This window comes from Wenyingzhuangia marina (assembly GCF_900130035.1).
Taxonomy (GTDB): domain Bacteria; phylum Bacteroidota; class Bacteroidia; order Flavobacteriales; family Flavobacteriaceae; genus Wenyingzhuangia; species Wenyingzhuangia marina.
In genome coordinates this window covers 556090-573611 of sequence record NZ_FQXQ01000001.1, presented here as the reverse complement: position 1 = coordinate 573611, position 17522 = coordinate 556090, and the positions used below count along the sequence as shown (strand labels likewise).

18 protein-coding genes are annotated in these 17522 nt (G+C 30.4%); 13 read left to right on the top strand and 5 right to left on the bottom strand.

What is annotated here, in order from left to right:
• Window positions 1–150: 150 nt before the first annotated feature.
• From BUB70_RS02455 to BUB70_RS02435, 5 genes are all read left to right on the top strand, one after another.
• Complete coding sequence (locus tag BUB70_RS02455) at window positions 151–1191, top strand: vWA domain-containing protein (RefSeq protein ID WP_073118092.1); 1041 nt, start codon at window positions 151–153, stop codon at window positions 1189–1191.
• A 1-nt stretch (window position 1192) separates the two neighbouring features.
• Window positions 1193–2038 (top strand): tetratricopeptide repeat protein, encoded by an 846-nt coding sequence (locus BUB70_RS02450; protein WP_073118091.1) that lies wholly within the window; start codon window positions 1193–1195, stop codon window positions 2036–2038.
• Window positions 2022–3818 carry a BatD family protein gene (locus BUB70_RS02445; RefSeq protein WP_073118090.1) on the top strand — a complete coding sequence of 599 codons (1797 nt, stop codon included), beginning with the start codon at window positions 2022–2024 and terminating at the stop codon, window positions 3816–3818. Before BUB70_RS02450 ends, BUB70_RS02445 begins: the two co-directional genes overlap by 17 nt.
• Window positions 3819–3829: 11 nt before the next feature.
• On the top strand, window positions 3830–4582 hold the full coding sequence (locus BUB70_RS02440) for a tetratricopeptide repeat protein (protein ID WP_073118089.1): 753 nt from the start codon (window positions 3830–3832) through the stop codon (window positions 4580–4582).
• A gap of 132 nt (window positions 4583–4714) precedes the next feature.
• Window positions 4715–5269, top strand: coding sequence for an NUMOD4 domain-containing protein (locus tag BUB70_RS02435; RefSeq protein WP_073118088.1), 555 nt, complete (start codon window positions 4715–4717; stop codon window positions 5267–5269).
• 46 nt (window positions 5270–5315) lie between these two features.
• Here BUB70_RS02435 and BUB70_RS02430 read toward each other — a convergent pair whose 3' ends face one another.
• Window positions 5316–6143: a mechanosensitive ion channel family protein gene (locus BUB70_RS02430; RefSeq protein ID WP_073118087.1), complete on the bottom strand. Its 828-nt coding sequence runs from the start codon at window positions 6141–6143 to the stop codon at window positions 5316–5318.
• Between the two features lie 127 nt (window positions 6144–6270).
• Here BUB70_RS02430 and BUB70_RS02425 point away from each other — a divergent pair, with 127 nt between their 5' ends.
• The gene (locus tag BUB70_RS02425) at window positions 6271–7173 is read left to right on the top strand and encodes a TIGR01777 family oxidoreductase (protein WP_073118086.1); all 903 of its coding nucleotides are present in this window, start codon (window positions 6271–6273) and stop codon (window positions 7171–7173) included.
• Here the strand turns inward: BUB70_RS02425 and BUB70_RS02420 are convergent.
• Together BUB70_RS02420 and BUB70_RS02415 are read right to left on the bottom strand one after the other, a co-directional pair.
• On the bottom strand, window positions 7170–7982 hold the full coding sequence (locus BUB70_RS02420; RefSeq protein ID WP_073118590.1) for an NAD(P)H-binding protein: 813 nt from the start codon (window positions 7980–7982) through the stop codon (window positions 7170–7172). The genes BUB70_RS02425 and BUB70_RS02420 overlap by 4 nt on opposite strands.
• On the bottom strand, window positions 7963–8493 hold the full coding sequence (locus tag BUB70_RS02415; protein ID WP_073118085.1) for a CvpA family protein: 531 nt from the start codon (window positions 8491–8493) through the stop codon (window positions 7963–7965). The genes BUB70_RS02420 and BUB70_RS02415 overlap by 20 nt, the downstream gene beginning before the upstream one ends.
• Window positions 8494–8571: 78 nt before the next feature.
• Here BUB70_RS02415 and BUB70_RS02410 point away from each other — a divergent pair, with 78 nt between their 5' ends.
• The 5 genes from BUB70_RS02410 to BUB70_RS02390 all read left to right on the top strand — a co-directional run bounded on the left by BUB70_RS02410 (window position 8572) and on the right by BUB70_RS02390 (window position 12980).
• On the top strand, window positions 8572–8913 hold the full coding sequence (locus BUB70_RS02410; RefSeq protein ID WP_073118084.1) for a hypothetical protein: 342 nt from the start codon (window positions 8572–8574) through the stop codon (window positions 8911–8913).
• Between the two features lie 31 nt (window positions 8914–8944).
• Window positions 8945–10264, top strand: coding sequence for a TlpA family protein disulfide reductase (locus BUB70_RS02405; protein WP_073118083.1), 1320 nt, complete (start codon window positions 8945–8947; stop codon window positions 10262–10264).
• Window positions 10265–10512: 248 nt separating this feature from the next.
• Window positions 10513–11850, top strand: a complete 1338-nt coding sequence (locus BUB70_RS02400) for a histidine kinase (protein WP_073118082.1) — start codon at window positions 10513–10515, stop codon at window positions 11848–11850.
• An 8-nt stretch (window positions 11851–11858) separates the two neighbouring features.
• A complete protein-coding gene (locus BUB70_RS02395) occupies window positions 11859–12209 on the top strand; it encodes a 2TM domain-containing protein (RefSeq protein ID WP_073118588.1) in 351 nt (116 codons plus the stop codon).
• 12 nt (window positions 12210–12221) lie between these two features.
• Complete coding sequence (locus BUB70_RS02390) at window positions 12222–12980, top strand: LytR/AlgR family response regulator transcription factor (protein ID WP_073118586.1); 759 nt, start codon at window positions 12222–12224, stop codon at window positions 12978–12980.
• A 2-nt stretch (window positions 12981–12982) separates the two neighbouring features.
• On the opposite strand, the gene BUB70_RS02385 is transcribed toward BUB70_RS02390, so the two are convergent.
• Window positions 12983–13345 (bottom strand): YraN family protein, encoded by a 363-nt coding sequence (locus BUB70_RS02385; RefSeq protein ID WP_073118081.1) that lies wholly within the window; start codon window positions 13343–13345, stop codon window positions 12983–12985.
• A 480-nt stretch (window positions 13346–13825) separates the two neighbouring features.
• Between BUB70_RS02385 and BUB70_RS14080 the strand changes: the two genes are divergently transcribed.
• A complete protein-coding gene (locus tag BUB70_RS14080) occupies window positions 13826–13972 on the top strand; it encodes a hypothetical protein (protein ID WP_159431405.1) in 147 nt (48 codons plus the stop codon).
• Window positions 13973–14018: 46 nt separating this feature from the next.
• Here BUB70_RS14080 and BUB70_RS02380 read toward each other — a convergent pair whose 3' ends face one another.
• Complete coding sequence (locus BUB70_RS02380; protein ID WP_188351937.1) at window positions 14019–14996, bottom strand: S66 peptidase family protein; 978 nt, start codon at window positions 14994–14996, stop codon at window positions 14019–14021.
• A gap of 162 nt (window positions 14997–15158) precedes the next feature.
• Here BUB70_RS02380 and metG point away from each other — a divergent pair, with 162 nt between their 5' ends.
• Window positions 15159–17240, top strand: coding sequence for a methionine--tRNA ligase (metG, locus tag BUB70_RS02375; protein WP_073118080.1), 2082 nt, complete (start codon window positions 15159–15161; stop codon window positions 17238–17240).
• The last annotated feature ends 282 nt before the right edge of the window (window positions 17241–17522 follow it).

The following is a 17522-nucleotide window of genomic DNA, read 5'->3' as shown; positions in this document are numbered from 1 at the left end:
GAAAGTAACAAGTTAAAAAGTTCGTAAAGTATTAAGTTAAATAAAAAGAAAGTTTAAGAGATGGAGATAAATGTTAGATTGTTTAATGCGTTTTTGATAACATCAACAACTTTATAAACTTTGGTCTTTCAAACTTTATAAACATAAATTATGCAGAGATTAGAAGAACCTATATATTTTTATGCATTGGCAATAATTCCTTTATTGTTACTTGTTTTGTTGTATAAATTTTGGTGGCAAAAAAGAACTCAAAAAGCATTTGCAAACGTTTATTTAATTCAAAAATTAGCACCAGATTACTCAACTTTTAAAGCCACTATTAAGTGGTTGTTTTTGGCTTTAAGTATTACCTTTTTAGTTGTTGCTTTGGTCAATCCTAAGATCGGAACCAAGTTAGAAACGGTTAAAAGAGAAGGAGTTGATATTGTTTTTGCATTAGACGTTTCTAAAAGTATGTTAGCAGAGGATATTGCTCCAAACAGATTAGAAAAAGCAAAACAAATTATTTCTAAAACCATAGATCAATTAGGGAGTGACAGAGTTGGAGTAATTATTTATGCAGGGAACGCTTACCCTCTATTGCCTATTACTACTGACCAATCTGCAGCTAGGTTATTTCTAAAAAATGCCTCTCCAGATATGGTTTCTAGTCAAGGAACGGCTATTAATGATGCTTTAAATTTGGCTAAAACTTATTATGATAATGATGAACAAACCAATAAATATTTGGTCATTTTATCTGATGGAGAAGATCATGAAGAAAACACTGTTGATAAGGCCAAAGAATTAGATGAAGAAGGAATTAAAGTTATCACCATTGGTATTGGAACTGAAAAAGGTGATGTTATTCCTGACATGATTAATGGATATAAAAAAGGATTAAAAAAAGATAAAAACGGTGAAGTGGTCATCACCCAAAGACATGTAAAAGTATTACAAGAAATTGCACAAACAGCCAATGGTTTTTATGTGGATGGAAACAAAACATCAAACTCTGTAAATAAAATTATGGAGGTATTGTCTAAAGCCAAAAAAACAGAATTTGAATCTAAGCAATTCTCAGAATACAAAAGTCAGTTCCAATGGTTTATCGGTTTAGGAATTTTATGGTTGGTGTTAGATATGTTTGTGTTTGAAAAGAAAACCAAATGGGTAAAAAGTGTAAACTTGTTTAACGAAAATAAGGAATAAAATGAAGAAGTTATGGATGTTGTTTTTTGCCATTACTACGTTTTCATCTTTTGCACAAGAAGAAACGGGGCTTCCTAAAGAGAAGTTATACGAGGCTAAAAAACAATTAAGAGAGGGAAACGAATTATATAAAAAAAACAAACTTGATGATGCTGCCATTGCTTATCAAAAAAGTTTGGCAGAAGATGGTACCTATTATAAAGGAGCCTATAATTTAGGGAATGCCTATTTTCAGCAAAAAAAATATAAAGAAGCTGGTGAGCAATATCAATTGGCAAATAAATTGGCCAAAACCAAAGAAGATAAAGCTAAAACCAGTGAGTTGATTGGCGATACTTTTAAAAAACAAAATGAGTTAGAAAAAGCATTGGAGTCTTACAAACAAGCTTTGTTAAAAAAACCTACAGACGATGTGTTGCGCGAAAAATTTGTAGCGGCTAAAAAACAAAAAGAAAAACAAGACCAGCAGAATAAAGATAATAAGGATAAGAACAAGGATAACAAAGACGACAATAAAGACAAAGATAACAAGGGAGATAATAAAGATCAGAATAAGGATAATAAAGGAGATAAAGATCAAGATAAAAAGGACGATAAAGGAGACAAGGATAAAAAAGAAGATGATCAAAAGGATGGAGAAAATCCTGAAGATAAAAAGGATCAGGGAGATAAAGGGGAAGATGAAAAACAAGATCAACAACCTGCTCAACCCAATGAGTCTAAATTATCGCCTGAGCAAATTCAACAATTGTTAGAGTCTATGAATAACGAAGAGCAAAAAACACAGAAAAAAGTGAATGCTCAAAAGGTAAATGCAAAAGAGAACAATAATGAAAAAGACTGGTAATACATTTTTATTAAACAGTGTTTGTTTGTTCTTACTTTTCATAAGTACAAGCCTATTTGCTCAAGTAGAGTTAACAGCAAGAACAAGTAAAAAAACACTTGGTGAAAATCAAAGATTTAGATTAGAATATAACATTAACAACCAAGAGGCGGACAATTTTAAACTTCCAAATTTTAAAAATTTTAAAGTAGTTCAAGGTCCAAGTCAGTCGGTTAGTAATTCTTATTCATATGTAAACGGAAAGGCACAAAGTACTTTTTCTAAAACCTATTCTTATATTTTAGAGCCTATAGGCAAAGGAACGTTTACTTTAGAACCTGCAAGTATAGAATACCAAGGAAAGAGAATTGTATCTAACACCATTACTATAAATGTAGTTGATGCAGTTGATTTACCAAAAGATCCTAATGATCCTAATTATATTGCAAGTCAAAATATAAAAATGGTAGTAACCATTTCTGATGAAAACCCATATGTGGGAGAGCCTATTTATGCAGAATATAGACTGTATGTAAATCAACTAGCCATCAATAGTTTTGATGTTGATACACCACCAAATTATGAAGGATTTTGGAGTCAAGTTTTAGATAATAAAAATCCACAATTTAAAGATGGGAAATATAAGGGAGAAATGTGGAAATATGCGGTTTTACACAAAGTAGTTTTAATTCCGCAAAGAAATGGTGAGTTAACAGTAAATCCAATGTCTGCCGATTTGGTGGTTGGAGTTCCTACAGGAAGAGGAGATTTTTTTGGAAATATGATTACCCGAAATGTAAGTCAAAGATTGGTTTCTGATAAAAAAATCATCAAGGTAAAATCTTTACCATTAGAAGGAAAACCACTTGATTTTACAGGTGCAGTGGGTGATTATAATTATGAAGTCAATACAAGTAGATCTGTTTTTAAAGCCAATGAATCTGCTCAAATAAAAGTAAAAGTTTCAGGTAAAGGAAATTTAAAATTATTTGAATTACCAAACATTGTTACGCCAAAGGAATTAGAAGTTTATGATCCAGAACGAAAAGAGCAAGTTACCGTAACTACAACCGGTTTAACAGGTAGTATTGAGAATGCTTATACTGTGGTTCCACAATACAAAGGAAAATTTAAAGTTCCGGCAACTTCATTTAGTTACTTTAATCCTACCGATAAAAAATATCACACCATTACTTCTGATGAAATTTTATTAGATGTTACCGAAGGAAAAGATTTGGCAACAAGTCTAGGAGCTGATTACAGTAATGGAGCGCTTAAACAAACGGTAAAGACTACTGGAAACGATTTTAGATATGTACACACATCAACAACGTTACAGCCTATTGAAAAATCAGAGTTTTACAAAACAAAATGGTTTTATATTCTGTTACTATTGCCATTGGTAATATTGCCTTTAGGTGTTTTTGCATCAAAAAAACAAAGAGAGTTAAGTAGAGACATCAGTCGAAATAAGTTAAGAAAGGCTGATAAATTGACTAAAAAATATTTAGCAAGTGCTAAAAAAGAATTGGGGAACAAAACCACGTTCTATAGTTCTTTAGAAAAAGCATTACATAATTATTTAAAAGCCAAATTACAGGTAGAAACCACCGATATTAGTAAAGATAGCATTGCAGAAATGTTAACTAAAAAAGGTGTTTCTAATGAGGCCATTACTCAATTTATTGAGGTATTTAGTGCTTGTGAATTTGCTAGATATGCTCCTTCTTCTGATGAAAAGATGAAAGAAGATTTTGACAAAGCGAAACAGGCCATCACAGAATTAGATAAGAATTTATAAAAACCGATAACATGAAAAATTTTGTATTGGGAATCTTATTACTAACCATTGGTTATGTAAATGCACAAACAACACAAGAGCTGTTTGATCAAGGGAACAGATTATATCAGTCGGAAGAATATAATGGAGCTATTAAAGCTTACCAAAAAGTGATTCATCAAGGTTTTGAGTCTGCTGATTTGTATTATAATATGGGAAACTCATATTATAAAACCAACAATATGGCAGAAGCTATTTATCATTACGAAAAAGCTTTAGTTTTAGATCCTACCAATAATGATATCAAAGTAAATTTAGAATATGCGAACAGAAGTATTATTGATAATATAAAATCGGTTCCTAAATCTACTTTTGAGAAATTTAATGATACTGTTTTAGCAATTTTTCCATATAATACTTGGGCAATTATTGCAGTAGCATGTTCTTTATTGGCAGGACTTATTTGGATGTTTTTCTTTTTTAGTACGGTGCCAAGTGTTAAAAAATTATACTTTACTTTAGGAATTATTCTAAGTTCAGCGTGTTTAACAACCTTAGTTATTACCGCTCATCAATATGAGAGATCGCAAAACATTCATTTTGCAATTGTATTTGCTACACAAGTAGAAGTTAAAAATGCCCCAAGAGAAAGCGCTTCAGAAACTTTTATGTTGCATGAAGGAACCAAAGTGCAAATTATGGATGCTGTTGGAGATTGGAATAAAATTAAAATTATTGATGGTCAAGTAGGTTGGATTCACAAGAAAACAATTAAAAAGTTATAATAAATTTTTAATTAGTATATTTGACACCATAATACTCCAACAAAAATCACCGCTATGATTAAGAATTATTAAGAGTGACTATTTGTCTTTATTGACATTTAGTTATTGTATAATGATTTAAATCTAACAAAAATGATAAATGGTTTTAGAAATGAAGTGTGGAAAGACATTGTATTTGACAGTGTAATAGCGTCTTTTGAAAAGTATAAAATATCTAACTATGGACGTGTTTTAAAATGCAAAGACGGAAAAGAAGAAATTTTAAAACATTATGATATTAACGGATATACGACTATTCCTTTAGTTCAAGAAGTTAATGGAAAAAAAACAAGTCGCTATGTTCACAAATTGGTAGCACAACATTTTTTAGAAAAGAAAGAAGGTGATATTTATGTTATTCACTTAGACTATGATAAAAAAAACAATCACGTAGATAATTTACGTTGGGCTACAAAAAGAGAAAAGGAATTGCATCAATATGCAAATGAAGAGTATTTAAAATCTAAGCCTAAGCGAACTTATGCAAAGTTAACAGAGGGTAGGGTAAGAATTATAAAAAGAAAATTGGCAGATCCTAATAACAAAACAAGATTAAAAATGATTGCCAAACAGTTTGGGGTCTCAGACATGCAGATTCACCGAATTAAAACTGGTGAAAATTGGGGATCTGTTAAAATAGATGAATAAAAAAAACCGGCAATTTAGCCGGTTTTTTTATGTGTATTACTAAGAATTAATCTTTATGAACATGAACATCCATTTGTGGAAAAGGAATGTTTATACCCGCTTTATTAAACTCGTTATATACTTTAGCGTTGGTGTCAAAAAATACTCCCCAATAGTCACCTGAATTTACCCAAACTCTTACTGTAAAATTTACAGAACTATCAGCCAAAGCAGATACTTGTACAAAAGGTTCTGCAGGTTCGTTAATAATTCTATCATCATTTTTTAAAATATTTAATAACACTTCTTTTGCTTGTTCAATACTATCGCCATATCCAATACCGAATGTAAAATCCACACGTCTTGTTGGTTCTGTAGAATAGTTTACCATAGAAGAGTTAGATAATCCACCATTTGGTATAATAATGGTTTTGTTGTCTGGGGTTTTTAAAATGGTATTAAAAATTTGTATTTCTCTAACGGTTCCAGCATGTCCTTGTGCATCAATATAATCTCCAACTTTGTAAGGTTTAAAAATTAAAATCATTACTCCGCCAGCAAAGTTTTGTAACGTTCCAGACATAGCCATTCCTATAGCCAAACCAGCAGCTCCTAAAATAGCAATGAAAGAAGTCATTTCAATTCCTAAGGTAGATAATACGGTAATGACCAAAACAACCTTTAATAAGGCTCCAATTAAACTTTTTAGGAAAGGTCTTAAAGAATCATCAGTTTTACTTTTCTCTAGTGCTTTACCAAATGCATTGTTCATTGTTTTGATAATGTATGATCCAATAATCCAAACAAGAATTGCTGATACTAATTTAAACCCGTAGGCCGTTACATATTCAGAACCTGTAGTGGTTACCGTTTCCCAAATGTTATTTACATCCATAATGGTTAGTTTTTTTTGATGGTTAATATTTTCAAATATAATTATTTTAAATAATAATAACTTGCGTTAGAAAGTTAATTAAAGATCTTGTTTTTCTTAGCTTTATCAGATATATAAATAAAATTTTATGAAGGTTTTAATTACAGGAGGAACAGGATTGGTCGGTAGTTTTTTAACAGATTTGTTATTGTCTAATAATATTGAAGTAATGGTGCTTTCTCGTTCAGAAAAAGAATCACAAGTAAAAGGATTGAGCTATGCTGTTTGGAATTTAGCAAAGGAAACCATAGATATTGAGGCAGTTTGTAGTGTAGATCATATCATTCATTTGGCAGGAGCTAATATTGGTGACAAAAGGTGGACAGACAAACAAAAAGAATTAATTATTGACAGTAGAGTAAAAACAGCAGATTTGATTTATAAAACTTTAAAAGAAAATAAACATCAAGTAAAAACATTTGTATCTGCATCGGGAGCAGATTGTTATGGTTTAGAAACTACCAATAATTGTTACGAAGAAGCAGCTGCTTTTGGAGATGATTTTTTAGCAAAAGTTTGTGTTGCATGGGAAAATGCAGCAAACCAATTTAATCATTTAGGAATTAGAATAGTTAGTTTAAGAACGGGAGTGGTTTGTGCTAGTAAAGATTCTGCTTTACAAAAAATGATTAAACCCATTGCATTAGGTTTTGGTTCTCCTTTAGGATCGGGTAAACAAGTAATGTCTTTAATTCACATTCAAGATTTGTGTAATATGTATTTACACGCCATAAATAATGTTGATTTACAAGGAGCTTACAACGCTGTTGCTGTAAATAATACCAACGAGGAAGTAACCCAAAAAGTTGCAAAAATTTTACACAAACCTCTTTTTATGCCAAAAGTCCCTGCTTTTATGTTGAGGTTATTTTTTGGAGAAATGGCCAGTATTATTTTAGAAGGTAGTGCTGTAGACAATACCAAAATAAAAGCAACAGGTTTTGAGTTTAAATATGATAGTTTAGAAAGTGTTTTGAAGGATGTACTTTAATTTTTAAAAGCTTTTAAACCTTCTATTAAATCAGGATAGATGAATTGATAATTTAATTCATCTATTAATTTTTGATTAGAAACAATTTTAAAACTGCTTAATTCCTCAATAAATTCCGCTGGTTTTTTACCCATTTGTTCTGTAGCAAGCTTGTAGTAATTTGCTTTTGTTGGATGCGTAGTTGCTGCTGCATTATAAGTTGTGTTCCATTTTTGTTTTTTTATAATGGTTTTTACAATCCCTATACAATCTTCTAAATGAATTAAATTCACTGGTGTTAAAGCATTTTGAACAACTTTATCTTCTTTAAAAAAGTTTCCAGGATTTCTGGTACCTCCAATCAATCCTGCAAAGCGAATAATGGTAGTGTTAAAATTTGGGTTGTTTTTAAACAAATCTTCAAAAACAATTAAATCTTTTTTAGCTGGGTTTACAGGGGTGTCCATGTCTTCGGTAACTTCACCATTAACTTCACTGTAAACAGAAGTAGAGCTAATAAAAATAACATGTTTTATTGTTGATTTTTCTATGGCTTTTACCAAGGTTTTATAAGCGTTTAAAAATGGCTTTTGTTTCCTAAAAGGAACGTTGATAAAAAGTATTTCTGATTGTAAAAAATGATCTAAATTTCCATCAATTTCTTCGTCAATACTCAACACATAAGGTTGAATGTTTTTGGTGAGTAAAACTTCACATTTATCAGTAGTGGTAGTACTTCCTTTTACAGTAAATCCATCATTTACCAAGGCTTCTGCTAATGGTAAACCTAACCATCCACAACCTAAAATACTAATAGATTTTTTTGTCATCATCATTTTCTTTTTCTTTAAAATCATCAAGTTTATCTAACAGAACAGGAAATATAGCTGAGGCTAAATTTTTAGTTGGGGTATAGAGAATAGAATCCTTAATTTCTTTTTCACCAATAAATGGAATCATCACATTAATTCTTTCAAACCATCCTAACAAAATACTCATTATCAAGGCTAGTTTTAAGCATCCAAAAACCCCGCCTAAAATTTTATTAACCAATCCTAAGGCAGCCAAAGAGGCAATTTTTGTTAATAGTTTTCCTGCCAATGAAATAACAACTACAATTATTACAAAAGTAATGGCAAAGGCAGTTAAAGAGATGTATTTAGGCTCCCATTGAACATGTTGAATTAAAATATCTTTAGCATAAAAAGAGAAATGTATGGCTCCATAAATTCCAGCAATTAAAGCAACCAATGAGGCAATTTCTACAAAAAGCCCTTTAATTAAACCTTTTACAAAACCAAACAGTAAAACCACTGCAATTACAATATCAATAACTTCCATGGAATAATTTTGAATCAAAGATACAGTTTTCTCGTTTTTAGCCTTTGGGACTTCTTATATTTGTTAAAAAAAGTAAAGATGGTTAATGATGAGCAACTAAAATTGCGTTGGCATGAAGTAGTAAAAGATCTATCTGATAAGTTTGCAGATGGCGATACTCTAGATGTTGATGCTATTTTATATTTAATTGGCGTTCAAGAATTGGGTCAGGGATATAAAGTTTTTAAAAAAGACGAAAAGTTAAATTTAATGCATATTGCCATTTGTAGGTTGTTAGAGCCTTATGGTTATTACGAATTTGATTATTTTGATGAAGATGGGTGGCCACACTACAATGTATTAGAAGCTTTACCTAATTTAAAACCTGGAGAACAAACATTGTTAATGAAAGAAGCTATTGTGCGTTATTTTGACGAATAGCTTTGGCTTTTTTTTGGTATATTAGATTTGTATGAAAAAATTAATCACATTTATAATAGTCTTAGCATTTCAGTTTACAAATGCCCAGTATACAGTAACAGGTGTTTTCACTGATAATGTTACCGATATAGAAGATGTTGCTTTGTATAGAATTATTAAAGGTGAAGCAGATTATGTAAAATATGCAGATGTAGAAAACAAACAATTTGTGTTTTCTATGGATAGTTTACCAGCAGGAAATTATAGAGCTTTGTATCAAAATATAAAAACAGGATATGTTGATTTTATTTACAACAACGAAAATGTAAAGTTTAGTGTTGATAGTAAAAAAGGACAACCTTCGGCTTCTTATTTAGAATCTAGAGAAAATCAATTGTTGTTGGCTTACAATTATAATATTGGTCAATTACAATATAAGTTAGATTCGGTTCAAATAGCCTATTTTAGTAAGCCTACCACTAATGTAGCAAAGTATCAAGAAATCAAATCAAAGATTGACGGGGCTCAGAATTATTATGAAGATTTGGCTAAAAATGATTATTGTTTAGGAATTATTAAAGCAACAAGAAGATATAATGCTCCATTGCCTTTTACCTTACCCGAAGAATATTTAGAAAATATTATCACCCATTTTTTTGATTATATAGATTTTCAAGATCCAACACTTAGAAACTCAATGTTTATTAAAAGTAGGTTAAAAGATTATGTTTTTTATTTACATCAAACAGATGATGTAGTTCAGCAAAATGAGTTATATATACAGGCTATTAAAGAAATATTAGAAAAAACCACAGATGATGTTTTTAAAGAAGAAGTATTACGTTTTTTTATTCCTGAGTTCATAAAAAAAGAAAATAACAAAGTGTTAATTGCGGTTGTTGATATGTATAAACAATTGCCAATTACAGTTCAGGATAAAAAACTACTAGAAGAAACCGATAAAAAAGCAAGAACAATTATTGGTGCCATTGCTCCAGATATTAAAATATCAGCTACAGAAACCTTACATACTTTAAAAGGAACAAATAAATATTTAATTATTTTTTGGAGTAGCACCTGTTCGCATTGTTCAGTAGAATTACCAAAAGTGAAAGAAATTATAAGCTTAAATTCTGATATTACTGTTGTTGCCGTTGGTTTAGAAGATGAAGGAACCAAAGAAAATTGGAATACTATTGTAGAAGAACACATGAAAGATTGGAAGAATGTAATAGCACTTGGAAAATGGGAGAGCAAAGAAGCTGTTTCTTATGATGTAAATGCAACGCCTACTTATTTCATTTTAAATAAGGACAAACGTATTATAGCCAAACCTAATAATTTCAAGGTTTTACAAGAAATATTAGAATAATTAAATGTTATAAAATTTAAACAAAGAAGCTCTTATTTAACTATAAAATAAGAGCTTCTTTGTTGTTTAAAACGGTTGTTTTACAATTCATCCTAGAAAAACAACAGTTCGGTAAACATATTTTTTATAACAGGTTTTAGTGTAAGATATTTGTTTTATCAATAGAAATAAAATCAGACTTATAAGATTAAGCTTCTTTAAATCAAGGTTGTATCTTAATGGTCATTAACAAGAACAAATTAAAACTCATGAAAAAATCAGTAAAAAACATATTTATTTCGTTCATTATAGGATGTGCAGTTTTTGTTATTGGAAATGCATTATTTACTGGATTCTCATTTAATACAATCACTCAAGTATTAAATAATTTTTTACAATATCAATTTTACTCTTTTGTTTTAGGGTATGCCAACTTGTCTTTTTTTGATTATTTAAATCAACAAAACTGGAAAAAGAAAGATTTTGTAAAACGTATTTTAATAGGTGTTTTTGGTTCTGTAATCATTTCTTTAGTAGGTTTATTTTTCATCAGAACTTTTTTAGCCATTTTTTATAAAGGAGAATCATTCCAATCTTTTATAAGCAGAGAGACGTTTAGTAATTATCAATTTGGTTTATGGATTTCTTTAACCATAGTAGTTATTTTTCATCTAGTATATTTTTATAATAGATATCAACAAAATAGAATAAAAGAGCAAAAAGTAATTGCAGGTACCGCTAGTGCAAAGTTTGATGCTTTAAAAAATCAGCTAGATCCTCATTTTCTTTTTAATAGCTTAAATGTGTTGACTAGTTTGATTGAAGAAAATCCACAAAGTGCTCAAAAGTTTACTACTTCATTGTCAAAAGTGTATAGATATGTTTTAGAGCAAAAAAACAAAGAATTGGTGTTGGTTGATGAAGAATTAATTTTTGCAAAAACTTATATGTCTTTGTTAAAAATGAGATTTGAAGATAGTATTGTTTTTAATATTCCAGAAAAGGCGACCAATCCTGAAAGTAAAATAGTGCCATTATCGTTACAGTTACTTTTAGAAAATGCTGTAAAACACAATATTGTAACAGCTACAAAACCCTTACATATTACTATTTATGAAAAAGAGGATTATTTAGTAGTAGAAAACAATTTACAACCTAAACAAATAGTAAAAAAGAGTAGTGGTATTGGTTTAAATAATATTCTACAACGTTACAAATTGTTAACCCACAAAAAAGTTAATATCAATAAAGAGACAAGCAGTTTTGCTGTGTCAATACCTATGCTAACCAAACAAATATCAGTGATGAGAACAACAGAATCAAGAGTAGATGACAGTTATGTAAGAGCACGTAAACACGTAGAAGAGTTAAAAGGATTTTATTACAGTCTAGTATCTTATGTGCTAGTAATTCCTTTTTTAATTTTTATTAATTATAAAATCTTATGGGGAATTCAATGGTTTTGGTTTCCAACGTTTGGTTGGGGCTTGGGTCTTGCTTTTCAGGCGTACAGAGTTTTTGTTAATAATGGTGTTTTTGGAAGTAATTGGGAAAAACGAAAAATGGAGGAGTTTATGCGTACAGAAGAAGATAAGAATTGGAAATAAAAGAAATCATGGAAAAATATAATCAAAGAGAGAAAAAGAGTAGTTCCTTTCAAAATGGATTTGAAAGAGAAGAGGTATATTTATTGGCAGAAAAAAGATTAAAATCGTTAAAAGGTTTTTATTGGCATTTGTTCTGGTATTTAATTGTTAATGCTTTTATAATTATTAGTAGTGCTGTTATAAATGGTGAATATTACAATCTTTTACATTTTAATACATATTCAACCGCAGTATTTTGGGGAATAGGTTTGGGGGTTCATGCCTTATCAGTATTCGGAAAAAATCTTGTATTTTCAAAAGAATGGGAAGCACGTAAAATTCAAGAATTTATGAATAAGGAAAACAAACAATGGGATTAAATAATGGATGCTATGAAAGTGATTGTTATTGAAGACGAAAAACCATCAGCGCGTTATCTTCAGCGTATGTTATCTGCACTTAATATTAAGGTAGATACTTTGTTGCATTCTGTTGAGGAAGCTATCTTTTGGTTTAAAAACAATGAACATCCCGATTTAATTTTCTTGGATATACAATTAAATGATGGTCTGTCTTTTGAAATTTTTGAAGCCATTGATATAAAAAGTGCCGTAATTTTTACAACTGCTTATGATGAATACGCTTTGCAGGCTTTTAAACTTAATAGTATTGATTATTTGTTAAAACCTATTGATGATGAAGAACTTGCAATGGCTGTTAAAAAATACAAAGAGCGTATTCCAAAAAAACAGGCAGTAAACATAGATTTTGAAGATATTAAAAGATTGCTTGTAAATCCAATAGACAGAGAGTATAAAAAACGTTTTTCTATAAAAGTTGGGCAGCACATAAAATTGATTAATGCTGATGAAATTGAATGTTTTTATAGTGAAAATAAAGCAACTTATTTATGTACAAATGATGGAAGAAATTATTTGTTAGATAGCACTTTAGATCAGTTAGAAATGGAATTAGAACCACAAACTTTTTTTCGAGTTAATCGTAAGTTTTTTGTGAATATTCATGCCATAAAAGACATGCTAAATTATGCTAACTCTCGTTTAATAATTACACTTAATACGTATCATTTGCAAGAAATAATTGTGGCGAGAGAGCGAGTAAAAGATTTTAAAATTTGGTTAGAATCTTAAATTTATTCAAAAGCCAAAAAAGCCTCTTTAATATGGTCTATAGTGGTTTCATGTTTATTTTTAACAATGGCCATTACATCAAAACGAACATCAACATCTAAATTCTTTTTTTGCACATAAGCATCTGCAGCAGTAATCAATAATTTAATTTTAGATTTTGTGATGAATTCTTCGGGACTTCCAAAAAAAGTAGTGCTTCGGGTTTTTACTTCTACAATAGCAAGTGTATTTCCTTTAATGGCAATAATATCAATCTCTGCTTTTAAGTATCGCCAGTTTTTATCAAGAATGGTATAGTCTTGTTTTATTAAATATTCGGTAGCCAAAGCCTCGCCTAAATTCCCTAAATCATTGTGTGATGCCATTTTTATTTTCTAAAATAGTTTTTATTTAGATAAATATTTGGTTATGAACCAAAAAAAGCACAATTTTGCATTACAAATGAAACAAAACAATTTACATACCACCCAATTAATCACTTCTAAGAAGTCGTTATTTCAAGCCATGATGGTCAAGAACCATAATGTCGGGATGTTATTGTGTATTTGTAATTTTTAAGAAAAGAAAAAATTAATTTCAAAATATATAAAAAGCATCCCATTTCGGGATGTTTTTTTCGTTTAATACCAATCATAAATTTTAATATCATGAACACACATTCTAACATTTCCATTTTAAAATCAAAACAGGCTTTAGCAGTAAAGTTTATGATGGCTTTACAACAGGTCAAATCGAGAACCGTAGTCCTTTATAAAAATGATAACAGATAGTTAATTATCAACATATTCAATATTTATAAAGGCACTTTTTAAAGTGTCTTTTTTATTGAGCAAAATTTAAATAAAATGAACAAAATAATAAATAGAATCAACGGAATTATAGAAAACAGATTTATAAGCAATGCAGAAATAGTTGCAAGAAGATTGTATCCAAGACCATATTTTTTGGAAAAAGAAAATGGGGGAGATGATGAGCCTATTCTGTTTATATAAATAGTGCTAAAAATTACGACTGCTTAGTTGTAGGTAGTCGTAATTTTTAATTAGAAAATTTAACGGAAGATGAGTTATTGCCAACAGTCATAAGGATTTCATGACCAAAAATCAATCCCATATTTTTGTCTTCATGTCCAGCAGGAAAATCAAAAAGTACTGGAATGTTGTATTTTTCTACAATGCTCAATACAATCTCTTCAATACTTTGCCCAAATTCAGGATAATTTTGTTTGGTGTCTGTAAAATCACCTAAAATTAATCCTGCACAATCTTTAAAATATCCTTTTCTCTCAAGGGCTCTTAACAATCTGTCAATATGGTATTTATATTCGCCAATTTCTTCTATAAAAAGGATTTTGTCTTTTGTAGAAAAACAAGTGCTGGTTCCAATCATATTTTCTAGTATGGTTAAATTTCCACCAACTACAATTCCAGAGACTTTCCCTGTCTGATTGTATGGGTTTGAAGGAATGCTATAGTTGGGTAAATCTCCCTTTAAAATATAATTTAACTGCTGCATACTTTCATCAATTGCAGGCCAAGGTTCCTTAAAATTTATAGGCATTGGAGCATGAATACTCTGAAAACCTAAATTGTGTAATTTGTTGTGAAAAACGGTAATATCAGAATAACCAACCACCCATTTAGGATGTTTAGCAAATTTGCTAAAATCTAAATCATCTACAATTCTTACAGAACCATATCCGCCACGAGCACACCAAATAGCTTTGGCTGTGGGGTGATCCAAAGCCCATTGCATATCATTTTTACGTTGTGCATCCGTTCCTGCAAAATGATAATGTTCGTTAAAAACAGCATCTCCAATAATAACGGTATATCCCCAGTTTTCAAAAGTTTCTTTGGCTTTTTCAATAGCGGTAGGTTGTTTTACAATTCCTGCCGGAGCCACAATTAAAATAGTATCTCCCTGTTGTAAAAAAGAGGGTTGGGTAAAAGTGATGTTTTGACTGTTCATGGTAGTAATCACAAAGAAAAAAATGAGCCTAAAAAAGGATTTCATAAAGTTGATTTGGTATTCAAAAATAAGGATTTAATATTTAGAGTAAACGGCGTTCTGCATAATCTGTTGTAAATGAATGAAGAATCATTTTATATTCTATAAATCAATGTTATAATGTTTGACAACAGAATTGTATTTTTGCGGTCTAAATTTATGTAACTGATGAACAATCCTAAAAGATATACCATTACAACGGCTTTGCCATATACCAACGGACCTATACATATTGGGCATTTGGCGGGTGTTTATGTGCCTGCAGATATTTATGTGCGTTACTTGCGTAACAAAGGAAAAGATGTTGCTTTTGTTGGTGGTTCTGATGAACATGGGGTGCCAATTACCATTAAGGCAAAAAAAGAAGGAGTAACCCCGCAAGATGTGGTAGATAAATATCATGGAATTATTAAAAAATCTTTTGAAGATTTTGGAATTTCTTATGATAACTACTCAAGAACATCTGCACCTATACACCACGATACAGCTTCTGGTTTTTTTACCAAGTTGTACGAAAAAGGAGAGTTTATAGAAAAAGTAGAATCTCAATTATTTGATGAGGAAGCCAATCAATTTTTGGCAGATAGATTTGTAGTAGGAACTTGTCCTAAATGTGGTGATGAAAATTCTTATGGAGATCAATGTGAAAAATGTGGAACTTCTCACAATGCTACAGATTTAATCAATCCTAAATCTACTATTACAGGAAATATACCTACTGTAAAAGAAACCAAACACTGGTTTTTACCTTTAGACAAACACGAAGCATTTTTAAAAGAATGGATTTTAGAAGGACATAAAGAAGATTGGAAACCAAATGTATATGGACAAGTAAAATCTTGGATAGATGACGGATTACGTCCTAGAGCCGTAACACGTGATTTGGATTGGGGAATTCCAGTTCCTGTAGAAGGAGCAGATGGAAAAGTGTTATATGTTTGGTTTGATGCTCCTATTGGATACATTTCATCAACCAAAGAATGGGCTGCTCAAAATGGAAAAGATTGGGAATTATATTGGAAAGATAAAGACACCAAATTGGTACATTTTATTGGAAAAGACAATATTGTATTCCACTGTATTATTTTCCCTGCCATGTTAAAAGCACATGGAGATTATATTTTGCCAGACAATGTACCAGCAAATGAATTCTTAAATTTAGAAGGAAATAAATTATCAACTTCTAAAAACTGGGCAGTTTGGTTACATGAATATTTAGAAGATTTTCCAGGGAAACAAGATGTATTACGTTATGCTTTAACAGCCAATGCACCAGAAACCAAAGATAATGACTTTACTTGGAAAGATTTTCAAGCAAGAAATAATAATGAGTTGGTGGCTATTTTTGGAAACTTTATCAATAGAGTAGTAGTGTTAACAAACAAATACTACAATGGAGAAGTTCCAACACCTGGAGTATTGTCTGAATTAGATGAAGACACTTTAGCACAAGTAAAAGAATATCCAAACATTATTTCTAAATCTTTAGAGCGTTATCGTTTTAGAGAAGGTTTGTCAGAAATGATGAATTTGGCTCGTTTAGGAAATAAATACTTGGCAGATGAAGAGCCTTGGAAATTGGTAAAGACAGATGAAGAACGTACCAAAACTATTATGTATGTTGCATTGCAAATAGCTTCTGCTTTGGCAGTTTTATCAGAGCCATTTTTACCGTTTAGCTCAAACAAGTTAAAAGGAATTTTAAAATTAGGATCTTCGAGCGGAGTAGAGAAGCTAGATGAACTAATTTGGGATGATGTTGAAAATAAAGAAGAATTAATGCCATCGGGTCATGTGATTGGAGCAGCAGAATTGTTATTTGCAAAAATAGAAGATGCAGAAATCCAAGCTCAAATAGATAAACTAGAAGCAACCAAATTAGCCAATGCTGCAGAGGCTAAAGTGGTAGAGCCAGAAAAAGAAACCATAGGTTTTGAGGATTTTACCAAATTAGATATCAGAACAGGAACCATTGTTGAAGCTACAAAAATGCCAAAGGCTAAAAAGTTATTGGTATTAAAGGTTGATACAGGTATTGATGTAAGAACCATTGTTTCTGGAATTGCAGAAAGTTACAAGCCAGAAGATATTGTGGGACAAAAAGTATCGGTTCTAGTAAACTTAGCTCCAAGAGTATTAAGAGGGGTAGAAAGCAATGGAATGATTTTAATGACAGATACTAAAGACGGAAAATTATCTTTTATAGCTCCTTCTGAAGACAATGTAGCAAACGGAGAGTTTGTGAGTTAATAAACTCAGAAGATTTTTTTCTTTAAAAACACATCATAAATAAAAAGGTCTGTAGAATATACAGACCTTTTTTGTTACATAGTTTAGTTAGTTTATCTATAATAAATTATAGATTTGATTGCGAATATAGTAATATTTTTTAAAAAACAATAAAATAAATAAAAAGAGTAATTTTTTTTATTGAGATCAATTATTTAAAAAGTCAGGATTATTGATTTTAATCCTCCATAGGCATTATATTTGTTAATAAATACAGAATTGACTATTAAACAAATAAAGCTG

Coding starts and splice junctions, on each gene's coding strand:
- BUB70_RS02455 (WP_073118092.1), top strand. CDS start 151: ATGCAGAGATTAGAAGAACCTATATATTTTTATGCATTGGCAATAATT.
- BUB70_RS02450 (WP_073118091.1), top strand. CDS start 1,193: ATGAAGAAGTTATGGATGTTGTTTTTTGCCATTACTACGTTTTCATCT.
- BUB70_RS02445 (WP_073118090.1), top strand. CDS start 2,022: ATGAAAAAGACTGGTAATACATTTTTATTAAACAGTGTTTGTTTGTTC.
- BUB70_RS02440 (WP_073118089.1), top strand. CDS start 3,830: ATGAAAAATTTTGTATTGGGAATCTTATTACTAACCATTGGTTATGTA.
- BUB70_RS02435 (WP_073118088.1), top strand. CDS start 4,715: ATGATAAATGGTTTTAGAAATGAAGTGTGGAAAGACATTGTATTTGAC.
- BUB70_RS02430 (WP_073118087.1), bottom strand. CDS start 6,143: ATGGATGTAAATAACATTTGGGAAACGGTAACCACTACAGGTTCTGAA.
- BUB70_RS02425 (WP_073118086.1), top strand. CDS start 6,271: ATGAAGGTTTTAATTACAGGAGGAACAGGATTGGTCGGTAGTTTTTTA.
- BUB70_RS02420 (WP_073118590.1), bottom strand. CDS start 7,982: ATGACAAAAAAATCTATTAGTATTTTAGGTTGTGGATGGTTAGGTTTA.
- BUB70_RS02415 (WP_073118085.1), bottom strand. CDS start 8,493: ATGGAAGTTATTGATATTGTAATTGCAGTGGTTTTACTGTTTGGTTTT.
- BUB70_RS02410 (WP_073118084.1), top strand. CDS start 8,572: ATGGTTAATGATGAGCAACTAAAATTGCGTTGGCATGAAGTAGTAAAA.
- BUB70_RS02405 (WP_073118083.1), top strand. CDS start 8,945: ATGAAAAAATTAATCACATTTATAATAGTCTTAGCATTTCAGTTTACA.
- BUB70_RS02400 (WP_073118082.1), top strand. CDS start 10,513: ATGAAAAAATCAGTAAAAAACATATTTATTTCGTTCATTATAGGATGT.
- BUB70_RS02395 (WP_073118588.1), top strand. CDS start 11,859: ATGGAAAAATATAATCAAAGAGAGAAAAAGAGTAGTTCCTTTCAAAAT.
- BUB70_RS02390 (WP_073118586.1), top strand. CDS start 12,222: ATGAAAGTGATTGTTATTGAAGACGAAAAACCATCAGCGCGTTATCTT.
- BUB70_RS02385 (WP_073118081.1), bottom strand. CDS start 13,345: ATGGCATCACACAATGATTTAGGGAATTTAGGCGAGGCTTTGGCTACC.
- BUB70_RS14080 (WP_159431405.1), top strand. CDS start 13,826: ATGAACAAAATAATAAATAGAATCAACGGAATTATAGAAAACAGATTT.
- BUB70_RS02380 (WP_188351937.1), bottom strand. CDS start 14,996: ATGAAATCCTTTTTTAGGCTCATTTTTTTCTTTGTGATTACTACCATG.
- metG (WP_073118080.1), top strand. CDS start 15,159: ATGAACAATCCTAAAAGATATACCATTACAACGGCTTTGCCATATACC.